This is a genomic window from Xylella taiwanensis, assembly GCF_013177435.1.
Classification (GTDB): Bacteria; Pseudomonadota; Gammaproteobacteria; order Xanthomonadales; family Xanthomonadaceae; genus Xylella; species Xylella taiwanensis.
Genome location: NZ_CP053627.1, coordinates 2,288,859 through 2,304,013 on the forward strand (window position 1 = coordinate 2,288,859; position 15,155 = coordinate 2,304,013).

The following is a 15,155-nucleotide window of genomic DNA, read 5'->3' on the forward strand; positions in this document are numbered from 1 at the left end:
TGAACACTAATAATAGTGATAAACAGCAGCAAGCAAATGGCGCTGACCGCACTCGTAAGTGCCATTGGTACCGAACAAGTGGGACCAAGCCGGCAAATCAGTCCCGCGCAGTCATTATTCACTGTCAACCCGACTCCGTGTTGACCATAAGTCGCAACATGCGTTGTCATCTGGCCTCTGCCTGCTTCAGCTTAGACAAAAGTAGGCCAATAAATTTTTAGAGAGTAAGAATGTTTCTAAAAGTCTAAAGCACTAAAGAATTGGTTTTTCTCCAAATGACCATAAATACTGAGATGCTGACCTTGCATGCAAGCATCTGAAAATTAAAGTACAGATTGAGATTAGAAGCAGCAGTTGACTTGTCAATTAATGCAACAATGTTACAACGCGACAAGACTCTCAATAAATTTTACATATGGGCTTGAAAAACAAGAGAGAATCCCTAAATGGTTTCGCGATGGATGCCGCTGTGTAAGTCAGAGGGTGTCTAGCCAGTAACATAGCCCTCTCGATCGATATCCACTGCAGTCATATATATGAACTATGAGGAGACGATTGAAAATAAAATTGAATTTAGGGAAGGATATGATGGATTTACATGTTATATTACTGTTAACATAGTCTTCACATGGCTGGGCTTACTCTGCGCCGCCAATGGTGTGTGGGACTGCTGTCTGGATGTGACGAGCATCATGTACTAACACAACATGCCCTGCAGGTTTTATCTCCCTTGACTCAAGGAGCTGTTATGAAAAAGAAAATCCTTACTGCTGCGCTGCTGGGTGGTATAGCTATCATCCAAGTTGCTTCTGCACAGGAATTCGATGACCGGTGGTATCTAGCTGGTTCTACGGGATTTAACTTCCAAGACAAGCGTCGTCTCACCAACGATGCTCCTTTTTTAACTCTTGGACTTGGTAAATTCATCAATCCAGTTTGGTCGATCGACGGCACGCTGAACTATCAGAACCCGAAGTTCAAAAGAAACAAAGATCTAAACTGGAGCCAATATGGTGTCTCCCTCGATTTTCGTCGCCATTTCATCCAGGAAAACCGTGGTTGGAATCCTTACTTGCTGTTAGGAGCAGGCTACCAACGTTCGGAAGAGGAGTTTGATAACACTCCAAATGTGAACTCTCCTGGCGAGCGTAAAAAAAGCAACTTCGCTGCCAAGGTTGGTGCTGGCTTGCAAACTACCTTCAGCAGTCATGTTGCTGTACGTGCTGAAGTGGCTTATCGCGGTGATTTCGACAAGGGTAGTGTGCGTCAGCCGGTCGCTGGCGTTGCCACTCCTTCGAGCAAGAAATGGTTTGGTGATACCTTGGCTTCAATTGGTGTCGTGATCCCTCTGGGACCAGCTGCTGCAGCGCCGCCGCCGCCGCCTGCTCCAGCACCGCCGCCGCCGCCGCCGCCGCCTGCTCCAAGCTGTGCTGAATTGGATAGCGATGGCGATGGCGTCAACGATTGTGAAGACAAGTGCCCGAACTCGCAGCCCGGCCAGACGATTGGACCAGATGGATGTCCGGTGCCAGTCTCGATCGATCTGAAAGGCGTGAACTTCGATTTCGACAAGGCAACTCTTCGCCCTGATGCTGTTGCGATTCTTGGAGAGGCTGCCGAAATCTTGAGGCGCTACCCTGACCTGCATGTCGAAGTGGCTGGCCATACCGATTCGATAGGTCCGGCTGCTTATAACCAGAAACTGTCGGAACGTCGCGCCAAAGTTGTGTACAACTACCTGCGTAGTAATGGTATCGACGCATCGCGCCTGATTGGACCAGTCGGATATGGAGAGAGCCATCCAATTGATACAAACAAGACTCCCGCAGGTCGTGCAAAGAACCGTCGTACTGAGTTGAACGTTCAGAATTGATCTGAATTCCAGTGTGGCTCCATAGCGAAGCCTGGCTAATGCCAGGCTTTGTCTTGACATGACTTTACTAGCACGTCAAGCGGAATGATTTCTTTGCCGATTTCATGAGCCAAAAAATCCACTGATATTTTTAGAAGTGATTTACTTCGTCTTTTTATTTTGAAATGTATGATATTTAGACATCATTACATTGCTCCAAAGGAATGGACGCTACTTTTTATGAATGATGCGACTCATTAAAAGTAGTGTGCAAATCTACTGCCCTTGGCGAATGGCATGGATACGTAGTTAGGAAACAATCACCGTTGGTGGAATCGCTCCAACTGAGACCAGGATCGGTCAATGCCGATCACTACCACTAAAGAACCATACAAACTGTAAGCTCTGCACCCAAGAAGAGTAGATCAAATAATTTAGATCTCAACACGTGAAACTCGATTATGACTTGAGTTGTAAAGCTAGATTTTTTATAGCCGATATAGAAAAACGCGAGTATCTTCCAAAGAAAAACAACGCTGGCTGATCCTGAAAACAGAAAACAGCATGATCACCCTTCGACGCAGCAACAAACATGATTTATCAAGAAAATATACAACTTGAGCGACAATTCAAAAATAAAACTAAGCACCTGTGAACAGTTGGCTAATTAGCAACGATGCTCGTCTCCAAGCATCATGGTAACAAAACGAAGCCCTCCATTCGGCCCAGTAGACTATTCCTATCACTGCTTCCTGAGCCACTTGTGCTGGCTCCTGGCCTGTGTCGCCACTCTCGGATCCGTAACGTACTGTAATTACTACGCCAGGAAACTAAATTCAGATATGCTCCTACTCACTGATGAGTTTTGATCTACACAGTGGGCAGGTGAGCAACGTGTCCACCACCCTGCGCCCTTTGCGTGTGCAACCATCATCGAAAACAGAAAATGGTGGTATTGCCACCTCTGAAATACATCTACTGTTTGGTAGGGCATGTAATTTCACAACATCGAATACCAGTGTTGGAATCACAAGCGCATGTACCGGTATAGCGTATTGACACACTCCAAACGCGGCTTTGGTTGACATCACTCCGAAATGAATGGATGCCCATGAGGGTATCGCTCTACTCTGCCAGGCAATAGTTATCAAGGGAGTGACCAAAGCGATTCATGTGCAATGCTCACCACAACGGACTACCCATAACATAACGGCATAGCATACTCATATGATTGTTATCCGCTACATAAATTAAATTGATAACAATAAAAATAAACAATTCATGAAAAATACATAACACACTCTAGACCTGAGCCCCGGCATCACTTACTGTGGGAAAGCTTTATCCTCATTGCATTACAAAATGCAATGATCTAGCGTCCCCGGGCCATCGTGATACAAGATCATGACGAGCTCGTCAGACCGAATGTATGCAACGTAAGTGAGTATGCAAACAATACCCATGTATCCACGATACTTTACCGTGAGCAGTGATCGATGAATCCATTGCAGTGGAGTTTCAGGGCTCAATGCTTAACCGGCTTCTCATTTTGTACAGGTTTGCTGGCATATGCGATTTTTCTGCAACTGCATCAAGGGCTGGAACCATGTCCGCTATGCATCTTCCAGCGCATCGCATTCGCAGTGCTAGGCATCCTGTTTCTAATCGCCGGACTGTACAACTCCCCAAACATACGTACGCGCAAAGCATACGGCCTATTGATATTTCTGACAGCGGCAATCGGTACCGGCATCGCTTCGCGGCATGTCTGGGTACAAGTCATGCCACATCATGCAATGTCCTCCTGTGGTCCACCATTAAGCTTTCTCAGTGAAACGATGGGGCCGTTTGAAATGTTCCGCACGGTATTAACAGGTACCAGCAACTGCGGCAACATTGATTGGCAGCTTTGGGGGCTGTCAATGCCGATGTGGAGCATGGTTTGTTTCGTCGCGTTGGCGCTGCTTGGGCTGTTCACAGGCTTCAAAGTTGAAAGAAGGCAACCCAGCCCCTTTAGTTGAAGCACCCGATCCGAGTAATAGGCGTTTGTCTCCTGCCACCCTAAAGTGAATCAACGGACCAGTCACTGCGGTAACAACCAGAAACAAAGTTTACGGTTGTCATGATGTGATTACAGCAACTATTCGTCTGAATCTGGGAAAGCAACACTCAGCCCGATAACCCAGGTAGTAATAGCCCATCTTAAGTTTTGTCATAGAAACGCAGTTACTGATAGTAACGAAGCCAATCATCGCCTACCCAATTTACGTTTCGATAAAATGCATCAAATCCGAGGGATTTGGCGCATCCTCGGTCAACCAACATGCATCTGATTCAGCTTCAATCCCTCCAGCCCTGCTCGCCAATCAAAATGATACGGAACGAATAATCTCCAATCGCTACTCAAACCTCCCCGGCCATCCCTCAACACAAGCGCTCCAAGCCATCTGCGAATACGTTCTGACAATGGCGCTGCGGAGCATCAGGAAAGCGTGCCCTCAACACTAGGTCAAGACTTTGAATACCTATTCACAGATCAAGCATTTAAGCCGTTTTTAAGCTCCATGTACGCTGACAGGTCGGCCCCTGCAGATCGCTCAGGCACTTGAACACACAGCATTGATCGTACATTTATTGCCATTCACTTTGGAATACTGGCTTTAGCAAACAAAACAGGGGGGATGCATTTCATAACGACCAAGTAGAAATCATTCTTCTCCCCCTCAAAAAGCGAGGACCACACACATAACACCAATGGATCTGGTGATACCTTACACATCGACACAAACAAAAACCCCGGTCTAATGACCGGGGTTTTGCGGGTCTAGCAAACGCCAATCACTTAAAGGCGTAGCGAGCCCCCACGGTGAAGAAGCGACCAACCGCACCCGCACTGTCCATCGGGTTGTAGTTGATTGCACCACTAGTCAAGGGATCAAGCGGAGCGATTCGGTCAAACACATTCTGCACTGAACCAAACACGACCAGTGATTCATTCGCCTGCCAATTCGCTGACAAATCCACCGAAGTAAACGCGTTCAAACGGCAATCAGTTGGAGCATCACTGCCATCGGCAAAATGGCTGGCACAAGCACCACCTTTAAACAGCCGATTGTCTATCGGACCACGGTAATGCCCTAAAGCACTCACGCTAACGTTGTTCAATTTCCAAGTTGCCCCCAAGTTAATTCGGTCCTTCGGAGTACCAATGCAATTGCTCACATCGCAGTTACCATGAGTACCGACATACTCACTGACATTACCATTAGCTTCTTCGCGCTGAAACTTAAGCATGCGGCTCCACTGCAGATCTAAGACCAGATCACCGAGGCCTCCCATAGCAATACGCTGCTGCACGTCAGTATCCACACCACGCGCTGTAGTGGAATTAAGGTTGACGTATTTGGTCTTGACCGCCTGCAACTGGCCAGTACCAGCAACACCATTGAACAGGTTATCGTCACGTACTACGTCACCTTCCTTGATCGCATCGACTGTGCTGATCGGAGCGATTTCCTTAGTACGCTTGATTTGCCAGCCATCCACCGTCATGGATGTACTGCTAGCCGGCTGGAACACCATGCCAATCGTATAACTTTTTGATTTCTCAGGCTTCAAATCTGGGTTAGGGCTAACGATCACTGCAACGGGACGAGGCGCACATTCAACACCACTCCCACCTGCAGCGGCACAGCGCACTGGGTCGGTCACGTTCCCATACCCAGCTAAACCACCTTGACCAGACTCGGCAGAATTCGGGGCACGAAAGCCCTGAGCGTAGGTACCGCGTAGCGCAAACCAATCCATCGGCTTCCATTTCAGACCCAACTTCGGAGTAAAGGCAGTACTGCCACCATCGTAGTGGTCAACGCGACCAGCCACAGTCGCCTCAAAAGCTTTGGTAAACGGCGCAGCTAGTTCAGCATACGCAGCACTCACCTTTTGTTCGCCACTATAGGCCGAATACCCCGAATCGATGATGTCACCGATATCGGTATAAGTCAGTGGAGTTAACGAGGCTTGATCACGACGATACTCCACGCCCATCGCTAACCCCATGGCACCACCGGACAGGTCAGCCAATGCACGCGACACTTTGGCATCGAACACATCCAGCTTGGTCTTAGCCTGAGAGGTCAGCACAGGCGAGATAAAATCGTACAACGCCCGCGGGTTGGTCTCAGAGCCGTTACCGATGTTCCATACGCCAGCAGGACATGCTAGGTTGCCAAGCACGCAACGCACAGCGCTGTAGCGCAAGTAACCAGTGATCTTCCTGTCCAGTTGTGACTGAGAATGCAGGGCGCTGACATCATAATCCCAACCGGCAACAGCCCCCTTGACCCCGAACACAACACGCATGAAGTCATTTGTGTATTCTTTCGCACGAGGGCCAACGTCAAATGCTGAATAACGCACACGCACTGCTGTGTTATACGGGTTATCCGGGTGACCAGGCGCCAAGACGACAGCACCAGGACCACTACTGGCGTTGACCGCACCACCTGGGTAGCCCCAGGCACCTGAAACGGGAGATGGAAACTTGTTGACGAAGTCGGATTTTTTCTTGGAGTAGCTCAGCTCGCTATACAACTCAGTGGTATCGGACAAACTGAAAGTGCCGCGAGTGAAGACGTTGGCATATTTCTCATCCGGAGTCAGGCTGCGGAACTTGGCAACGTCCCACAAACATCCGCCCCCCGGATCCTGTGGCGAGACACTGGAAAACTTTGAACAGCCTGGTAGCGAGGTGAACTGATTATTAGATGGGTTACGGATTGCCCCTACCGGCGAGGAGTCGGCAGCAGTACCACCGCTAGTGATCGCACCGCGAAGAAATTGCTGGCTGTTCGCAATGTCGTAGCCCCAGCGACGAATGTCACCGGTACCAATCCACTTGCGATCTTCTCGGTCACTCACCTTGATACCATCAGACTTGCCAACATCCACGCTCACAAGCGCATTCCAACCATCGGCGGCCAGATTGCCCACACCCGCAGTCATGGTGGCCTTGGGGGTATTACCGTCCCAATCACCAGAAAGACCATATGAGGCGCTCACCAGGGCGCCCTGGAAGTTGCTACGCAAGATGATATTGACTACACCGGCAATCGCATCAGATCCGTAAATCGAGGACGCACCGTCCTTCAGAACTTCGACACGTTCAACCGCATCCATCGGGATGCTGCTCAGATCCACGAACATCCTCTGACCATCGTCGGCCAAACCGTAGGTAGCAACACGGTGACCATTGATCAACACGAGAGTCGAACCGGCACCCAGACCACGCAGGGAGATACCAGTCCCCCCCATGGCAAAACCACCGCCAAAAGTCTTGGGTATCGAACCCTGACCATCGACAGTTAAAGTCTGCAGATATTCTGCAATCGTGGTACGGCCGGAACGCGCGATGTCCTCACGAGTGATAATCTCGACTGGCGACGCAGTTTCAGTATCAGTGCGGGGGATATTAGAACCAGTGACGGTAATTCGCTCTAAATTGTTTGCACCGTTAGTTTCTTGTGCTTGCACGCTGACACCAGCAACGAGCAATACACCAGAAATAGATGCGCACAAAACATTGCGGGCAATATACCGCTGTGAATCAATAGCGACGGGGGTCACATTTTTCTCCTAAAACGGTAAAAATCTAGTAGAATCGGCCTTTTTTTATGGCCGGTGACGAGCATCGTCCTTAGTGGATTCGTAAATCAAGAGTTACGTCCCTGTTTAGAAATCGTTGTGTGGTTTTCATTCAGACTGACAGATGCAAACGTAAGCTGTCAGATGAGCAACCTAAGCATTAAGCTAGGTCGCTTCAAGGTCAGCTATGAATTCGCCCTTATCCTTAAGTGATGAAATGCCACCTCATTGCAACTGGTGAACGTGTTCCAACCTGGGTTGCGCAAGGCTTTGCCGAGTACCACAAACGTCTTTCTTACTGGTTACCGCTAGAGTTGGTTGAAATCGAACCCAGCCTGCGTGGCAAGAACCACAATCCGCAGCGCGCCATCGAAGACGAAGGACGACGCATACTAGCCGCTTTGCCTAAACACCCTTATGCCATCGCGTTGGAAGTGAACGGTAAACCCTTTAGTTCAGAACAGTTGGCACAACGCCTGGAGCACTGGCGTGGATCAGGACGCAACTTAGTGTTCCTGATCGGTGGGCCCGAGGGGCATTGTCCGGAAGTACTCAATATCTCCAACGAGCGCTGGTCACTAGGACCTTTAACGCTACCACACATGCTGGTAAGGCTGATTGTCGTCGAACAGTTATACCGAGCAACGACGATACTCGCTAACCACCCGTATCACAGAGGAAAATAAAAAAATTAATATTTAATTAACTCAAATCCTCATCAATTGATAAATAAAATGGATATAACACCCTACCAAATTCATTCAATTCATCATCACACCCAAGCACACCTCAGACAACTTAATTCTCAAAAAATTTATCCCCGCTTGAGAAATCATCTTCAACCCACAAGTGTTGGAAAACTATAGAAACGCAATTCCTCCCAGCACAATAGAAAATCGAAGAAATCAAAAAATATATAGATAACAGCATGAATGACATCACCTGACCTTCTACTTTTATTTCTCATCCAAGTAAAAAATCAACTAACAACTATCGATATAACCACAGATGTTATACTGAAAGCCGATTCAAGAACGTGTATTGGATAAACCTGGGCACATGCCAATCCCCCACTTATTAATCCTGGTCACACTGTAGCAATCTAACACTTATTAAAGTGTCTTAATAGACGATTTTAATAGCATCAATATCAAACTCGAATCTGTTACCCCCTCATATCAATATCGCTCATTCAAAAAAATCTATGGCTAAGACCACCCCACACGATCAAACTCAAGCACACCGAATCCAGCGAGATTGTTAGCCTGAACTTAACCCAAGAAATAACTGTGTCTGCCCTTGGAATACCGTGAGTTCACGACCTTATATAAGATGACCATCTATTTTTCATGGCAGAACCCGTTGCGATCACGCTCGGATACATGTGATATGTGAACCCTTGGCTAGTCTGAAAAGCCACAATCCTCTGGACACATGACAGCAAAACCTTCAACCAGCGGCCACTCACTGGATTGGCTCGAAAAATGGGCAGCACCTCTGATCACCTTCACCGTGGAAGGTGAAAGCGCCATAACGTTTTCCACAGCACTTGCCACCATCCGCAGCATCACCATCAAGGCGACCTGCAAATCCGCATTCAACCAAGATGCACCCAAGACATCACACTCTTAAGTTCAATGAAATTGAATACGAGTCTTCTCTGGAACTACCAGTCAGGTTCAGTTTCACCATCATTCCATATATGGGCCTACTACTACTAAATAAAACATGCATCCTGCGTTATTGATGCTCCTCGACGACAACAAACCAAGTTTTGCGTTCCGTATTACGAAACAGAAAGCAAAAGAAATTCGACAAGGACTTCAGAAATTAGGACTTCAAAAACATGTTGATGGACGAGCTTAAGAACATCATGACAGTAACCCTTGACACCTTCACGCCATGAAATGCCAACATGACTAACAGTAAATCTCCGCGTAGGTAGAAATTACTCAATGACAAAAAGATCAAATACGGCAGTACAACTGCTATATTGCATCCATGCACTGAGGAACTTTGACGACATAACAGCCAGTGATTTTAGAGAATACATCTAATCCCTAAGACAACCCAACCATCAAAGTAACGCGTGAGTCTAATAGATATCCACGAGTATATAGCCTATTATTTACGCCATTCACTTGTAAGTACATCAAGATAGTGCGCTGTTTGACAAAAGCGGCACGCGTTAGCAAGTGTGGTTAGTCCCTGAAACAATCCGTCACACAGCAACGACGTAACTGCACTAACCCATCATATCAACTTGGAATATCTCTAAGTTCCAGTACGCTACACTGGCGGAACGACGTATCACCACACCAAATGAGCCGCTACATACCTAGGCAAAGTCCTAAAGGACTTAACGAAATTGCTGAAAACTTTACAAACCATGCACCCAAGCTCTACGAGTTACCATGAGTCATTCTTTGGTTAGTAGAAGCAACCGACCCAGGACAAGAATCAGCCCCAAACCTTACCTAAACCCATCTTCGCTTGGTGGGCGGTACAGGGTTCGAACCTGTGACCCCTACCATGTCAAGGTAGTGCTCTACCGCTGAGCTAACCGCCCGTATCCACGCCTTGAGAAACCTTCGTATTTACGGGCGGCGATTGTAGCCCAGTACCACACTAAGTAACAACAAGCTCGCCGCGTGCAGAAAAATGCTTGACGCTTCAATTCAAACCAGACCAGCCGCCCTGAGCTGCTGAATCTGATCTCGAATACGCGCTGCCGCCTCGAACTCCAAGTCACGCGCATGCTGGTACATCTGTTGCTCCAACACTTTTATCCGTGCAGCAATCTCAGCTTGACTAAGCACCCCATAATCGGCTGGAACCTCGGCGATTCTGCGATTCTTCCCATTACCAGCCTTAACCCCGACACCATCTCTGGCACCCTCCAGGATGTCGTTAATTGGCCGTACAACTGATTTCGGAACAATACCGTTCTGGGTGTTGTATTCCTTCTGCTTCTGTCGGCGTCGCTCGGTTTCATCGATCGCAGCGCGCATTGAACGAGTCACGCTATCGGCATACAAAATCGCCCTGCCACGTAAACTGCGTGCGGCGCGACCAATCGTCTGAATCAATGAACTGGTCGAACGCAGAAATCCCTCTTTGTCAGCGTCAAGAATCGCCACCAACGACACCTCGGGCATATCCAATCCCTCGCGTAGAAGGTTGATGCCGACCAGCACATCAAACTTGCCCAAACGCAAATCGCGGATGATCTCTACACGTTCCACAGTATCGATTTCCGAATGCAAGTAGCGTATCCGGATACCCTGCTCACTCAAATATTCAGTCAGGTTCTCGGCCATGCGCTTAGTTAACGTGGTGACCAAAACCCGATCACCTAACTTGATACACGCATTGACTTCGGAAATCAGATCATCCACCTGCATCGCAACCGGGCGGATCTCTATCTCAGGATCAATCAAACCGGTTGGACGCACGACTAACTCTGTGACTTCACCCGCGGACTCACGTAGCTCATACGATCCAGGCGTCGCCGAGACATAGATGCTACGTGGCGAACGCATCTCCCATTCTTCAAAGCGGAGCGGCCGATTGTCCAACGCAGACGGCAAGCGGAAACCGAATTCCACCAGCGTCTCTTTGCGCGAGCGGTCTCCCTTGAACATCGCACCAATCTGCGGGATTGTCACGTGCGACTCATCAATGACCAGCAGTGCATCTGGTGGCAGATAATCGAACAGCGTCGGCGGCGGCTCTCCCGGAGCCTTACCAGTTAAGTGACGAGAGTAATTCTCGATGCCATTGCAATACCCGACCTCAGCCATCATCTCTAAGTCAAACTGAGTACGCTGTGCCAAGCGTTGCGCCTCAACCAACTTATTCTGCACGTACAGATGTTCCAGGTACGCTTTCAGCTCATTCTTGATCGTATCCACTGCACTGAGCGTACGTTCGCGCGTCGTTGCATAGTGAGTTTTAGGATAGACGCTGTAGCGTTGCAGCTTGCGCAGGGTCTCACCAGTGAGCGGATCAAACAGGCTCAAACTTTCGATCTCTCCATCAAATAATTCAATTCGAAGCGCTTCTGCGTCTGACTCGGCCGGGAATACGTCAACGACCTCGCCACGCACACGGAAGCTGCCGCGCACCAGGTCGAACTCGTTACGCGTGTACTGCAATTCAATGAGGTGCATAATTAGTTGCCGCTGCTCAATGTGTTCGCCCAGCGACAAGATCAAGCGTAACGAGAGATAATCATCAGGTGCACCAAGACCATAGATTGCCGACACGGTCGCAACCACCAGCACATCAGAGCGTGACAGCAATGCCTTGGTTGCAGCCAAACGCATCTGTTCGATGTATTCATTGATGGAACTGTCCTTTTCAATGAAAGTGTCCGACGCCGGAACATACGCCTCGGGCTGATAGTAGTCATAGTAACTGACAAAATACTCTACAGCATTGCGCGGGAAGAACGCCTTGAATTCACCGTAAAGCTGTGCAGCCAAAGTCTTGTTCGGCGCCATCACCAGAGTCGGCTTCTGAATCCGCTCAACTACATTGGCGATGGTGTAAGTTTTACCTGAACCGGTCACGCCCAGCAGCACCTGCTTAGCGATGCCAGCATGGAAGTTGGCGACCAGCTTCTGTATAGCCGCCGGCTGATCTCCAGAAGGAGAATATGAAGAAACAAGCTGAAACAAATCTGTCATAGCACAGTCATTCCGAGACGGTACCTAAAGTCTATAAGCGAACGACTGACATGAGAGCAGGTGGAATTCCTACACAAAATAGCGGCATCAACTTAATTGTTGAACTGACAATTTAAAGCACACTTCGGCACTCAACATGGTAGAGGCTATCCGTATGCCACCATCCCGAGGCTACACATTGCCGGAACTATTCATCGTGATGGCGCTACTCACATTACTAACCGCCATCGGGTTTCCATTCTTCAAACGCATTCTGGAACGCCAAAGACTGGAAAATGCAATGTACATGCTGAGTTCGCAGTTCGCAGACGCTCGGCTGGCAGCCATCACTCAACAAATGCCCGTCAGCGTCTGTCCGAGCCACGGTGACAAGCAATGCCGTCAAGACAGCAACTGGAGCAGGGGCTGGATCACCTATCGTGATTGGAGTCGCGGGTCACAACCCGCCTCATCAGAGGCCATTTTGTACCAAGAGCAAGTCACCAACACCGACTCTCTAAGCATTATCTCCACATCCGGACGGTCACGGGTTCGCTTCCTTCCAGATGGCCGCAGTGCCGGCAGCAACATAAGCATACGCTTCTGTAACCATGATCGCTTATTCGGCCTCATCGTGGTCAACAATTTAGGCCGAATTCGCTCGGAACGAACACTCCATCCTCAAACCTGCTCAAACAATTTAGAGAATGAACAAAAATAAACTAAGAAGATCCAAAGCTCCCGAAATCGAAACATCATGGGAATAAACACCATGTATTTCCCTGACATCTGAGGAGACCACTTATCGTTTTGTGCGAAGAACCATCATGAACAAGCAAAACACACCAAACCATTCGATTACAAAGCGATTTTAAAAGACTCATCGACAAATTGAACTTGGCAGAGTATGCGTTTCGCCCATACCGAACTCGCCATTATCTGCAAGAAATCAATAAATTAATCGGCTCCCATAAAATGACGAAGAAATCAAACTATTCTCTAATCCTATATTATTCATCTGAATAGCGAATAATTTTAAAGAACCTTTGCCGTGAAAGCATATGCAAACTAAATTCTCGGTGGGTTCTGCAAGATTGCTGCTAATCCGATTAATTCATCCACTCCGATTAATTCATCCACCTCTTGAAACCAGCACTCATTCGGAGAATGTCACAAAAACCCATCGGTTCCAAACACAACAGCAAAAAACACTGATTTAAGATAAACGGAAACCAAGCTAATCAATAAAAATACTTATACATTGAATTACACATCAGGCAATACTGGACTGAAGGACATCCAAAGATGAAATTACTTAAGCCAAAGCAAGACGATGCCCCAGAATTTCCGGGGGCATTGCCATTTATCTTATGATCACCCAGATCAAAATACCCTGTGGCCCTACTCCACACACTGACAGCAACGCATCATCGACCGAGCTTGGTTTTGAGCAGGCCTATCAGCTTAGTCGCAGCTTTTCCAGTAGCCGGCATACCACGCGAATCGACCACCGAGATATCGTTTCCTGCACTGCTGCTTGCAACACGCACCAAGAAGTTTTCATTCTCGTAGCCAATATCGTAGAAACCTAACGCCTGCGCCTTACTCGAGATGATTACATCCGGGATATCGGCCAATGCCTGACCCACATTAGTGAACACTTTGTCACGGTTACCAGCAATGGTAAAACCGCTTTTAGGCGAGATCGAGCCTGGCACCTCCTGCTGATGCATTGAGGATGCCTGGGACGGTGTTTTCATCCCTTCAGAAGTAGCCGGAATATTCAGATCCGGAGGCACCTCTAGCGGACGGGTCTCTGGTGCAAGTGCATAATCCCTATGGACGCCCTTACGCAACCAACTACAACCACTCAATGCAGCAACGACCAATAACACGAATGCATACACGTGAAGAGTAGTAACAGAATGACGCATCGAAAAATCTCCTGGTGTGTCAGGCCGCAACCATTTCGCGGCTAGAAAGTGCTTCCAATGCCGCCACTTGGCCAGCCAAGTGGTCGGCAATGTCATGATGGCATACCGACAACGGTAGCAGTGGTAAACGCAATCCATCACCAATACCGGTACGCTGTAACAATGCCTTAATTGGGATCGGGTTGGATTCGACCCCACAAAATGCGTGAAAAGCAGCCAGACGTGCATTCCAGACATCAGTACCGCCACGCTCACCAGCCCGAGCGAGATCACACAGGCGACGATAAGCCGACGGCAACACATTGGAACCAACCGAAATCAGACCGTCAGCACCGTCCAACATCGAGCGTGCAGCACTGCTGTCGTCACCACTGAGGACAGCAAAACCTGGACTACACAGAGCAAGAAGCGCCTGAACACGCTCACGCTCGCCGCACGCTTCCTTAATGCCGACAATATTAGGATGTTCCGCCAAATCAGCCACGGTCTCCGGCAACAAATCGCAACCGGTACGGCTAGGTACGTTGTACAACACGACTGGCAATCTACCCTCCTCCGCCACAGCCAGATAATGCGCCTTCAGTCCAAGTTGGTTCGGACGTGTGTACGGAGGAGTCACTACCAAAGCATAGCCCGCACCATTGTCAGCCGCGCGCTTGGTTTGAGCAATCGTTTTGGCAGTCCCCGACAAACCAGTACCCGCCAACACCGGCACACGCCCACCAATCCGGACCACAGCCGAGCACAGCAGCTCGTCATACTCAGCATCGGTCAAAGTAGAAGCCTCACCTGTGGAACCAGCAACAACCACGCCCTGCACACCACCTGCTAATTGCCGATCCAGCAGGCGAACCCACGCATCACGGTCCAATGCGCTTTGTTGATCAAACGGAGTGACCAGCGCAGTGATAATGCCGGAAAGTGACAAGACAGTAATACTCTGTAAACGAGTGAGGGCAACAGCTTTAAGGACAAGCCACGGATAGAAATCCGAAACATGTTACTTGCGGCAAGAAAGCGGGGGCAAGTATGCTGGTGACCGCTCCAAGCAGAAAC

At 48.7% G+C, this 15,155-nt stretch carries 9 protein-coding genes and 1 tRNA gene; 4 read left to right on the top strand and 6 right to left on the bottom strand.

The features are described 5' to 3' along the window. The first annotated feature begins 748 nt into the window (after window positions 1-748). Window positions 749-1,873, top strand: coding sequence for an OmpA family protein (locus PLS229_RS09720; RefSeq protein ID WP_038270511.1), 1,125 nt, complete (start codon window positions 749-751; stop codon window positions 1,871-1,873). A gap of 1,475 nt (window positions 1,874-3,348) precedes the next feature. Then, window positions 3,349-3,873, top strand: coding sequence for a disulfide bond formation protein B (locus PLS229_RS09725; RefSeq protein ID WP_038270510.1), 525 nt, complete (start codon window positions 3,349-3,351; stop codon window positions 3,871-3,873). A gap of 817 nt (window positions 3,874-4,690) precedes the next feature. On the opposite strand, the gene PLS229_RS09730 is transcribed toward PLS229_RS09725, so the two are convergent. After that, window positions 4,691-7,477 (bottom strand): TonB-dependent receptor, encoded by a 2,787-nt coding sequence (locus PLS229_RS09730; RefSeq protein ID WP_038270509.1) that lies wholly within the window; start codon window positions 7,475-7,477, stop codon window positions 4,691-4,693. A 230-nt stretch (window positions 7,478-7,707) separates the two neighbouring features. Between PLS229_RS09730 and rlmH the strand changes: the two genes are divergently transcribed. Then, window positions 7,708-8,181 (top strand): 23S rRNA (pseudouridine(1915)-N(3))-methyltransferase RlmH, encoded by a 474-nt coding sequence (gene rlmH, locus PLS229_RS09735; RefSeq protein WP_038270508.1) that lies wholly within the window; start codon window positions 7,708-7,710, stop codon window positions 8,179-8,181. A gap of 717 nt (window positions 8,182-8,898) precedes the next feature. On the opposite strand, the gene PLS229_RS09740 is transcribed toward rlmH, so the two are convergent. The 3 genes from PLS229_RS09740 to uvrB form a co-directional block, all read right to left on the bottom strand. Further along, complete coding sequence (locus PLS229_RS09740; RefSeq protein ID WP_038270507.1) at window positions 8,899-9,111, bottom strand: hypothetical protein; 213 nt, start codon at window positions 9,109-9,111, stop codon at window positions 8,899-8,901. An 878-nt stretch (window positions 9,112-9,989) separates the two neighbouring features. Further along, window positions 9,990-10,064 (bottom strand) — tRNA-Val (locus tag PLS229_RS09745). A 109-nt stretch (window positions 10,065-10,173) separates the two neighbouring features. Beyond that, a complete protein-coding gene (gene uvrB, locus PLS229_RS09750; RefSeq protein WP_038270506.1) occupies window positions 10,174-12,186 on the bottom strand; it encodes an excinuclease ABC subunit UvrB in 2,013 nt (670 codons plus the stop codon). Window positions 12,187-12,340: 154 nt separating this feature from the next. Between uvrB and PLS229_RS09755 the strand changes: the two genes are divergently transcribed. After that, on the top strand, window positions 12,341-12,886 hold the full coding sequence (locus tag PLS229_RS09755) for a GspH/FimT family pseudopilin (RefSeq protein WP_038270574.1): 546 nt from the start codon (window positions 12,341-12,343) through the stop codon (window positions 12,884-12,886). A gap of 706 nt (window positions 12,887-13,592) precedes the next feature. On the opposite strand, the gene PLS229_RS09760 is transcribed toward PLS229_RS09755, so the two are convergent. Together PLS229_RS09760 and dapA are read right to left on the bottom strand one after the other, a co-directional pair. Beyond that, window positions 13,593-14,099, bottom strand: coding sequence for a hypothetical protein (locus PLS229_RS09760; RefSeq protein ID WP_038270505.1), 507 nt, complete (start codon window positions 14,097-14,099; stop codon window positions 13,593-13,595). Between the two features lie 19 nt (window positions 14,100-14,118). Then, complete coding sequence (gene dapA / locus PLS229_RS09765) at window positions 14,119-15,027, bottom strand: 4-hydroxy-tetrahydrodipicolinate synthase (RefSeq protein WP_038270504.1); 909 nt, start codon at window positions 15,025-15,027, stop codon at window positions 14,119-14,121. Window positions 15,028-15,155 lie beyond the last annotated feature (128 nt).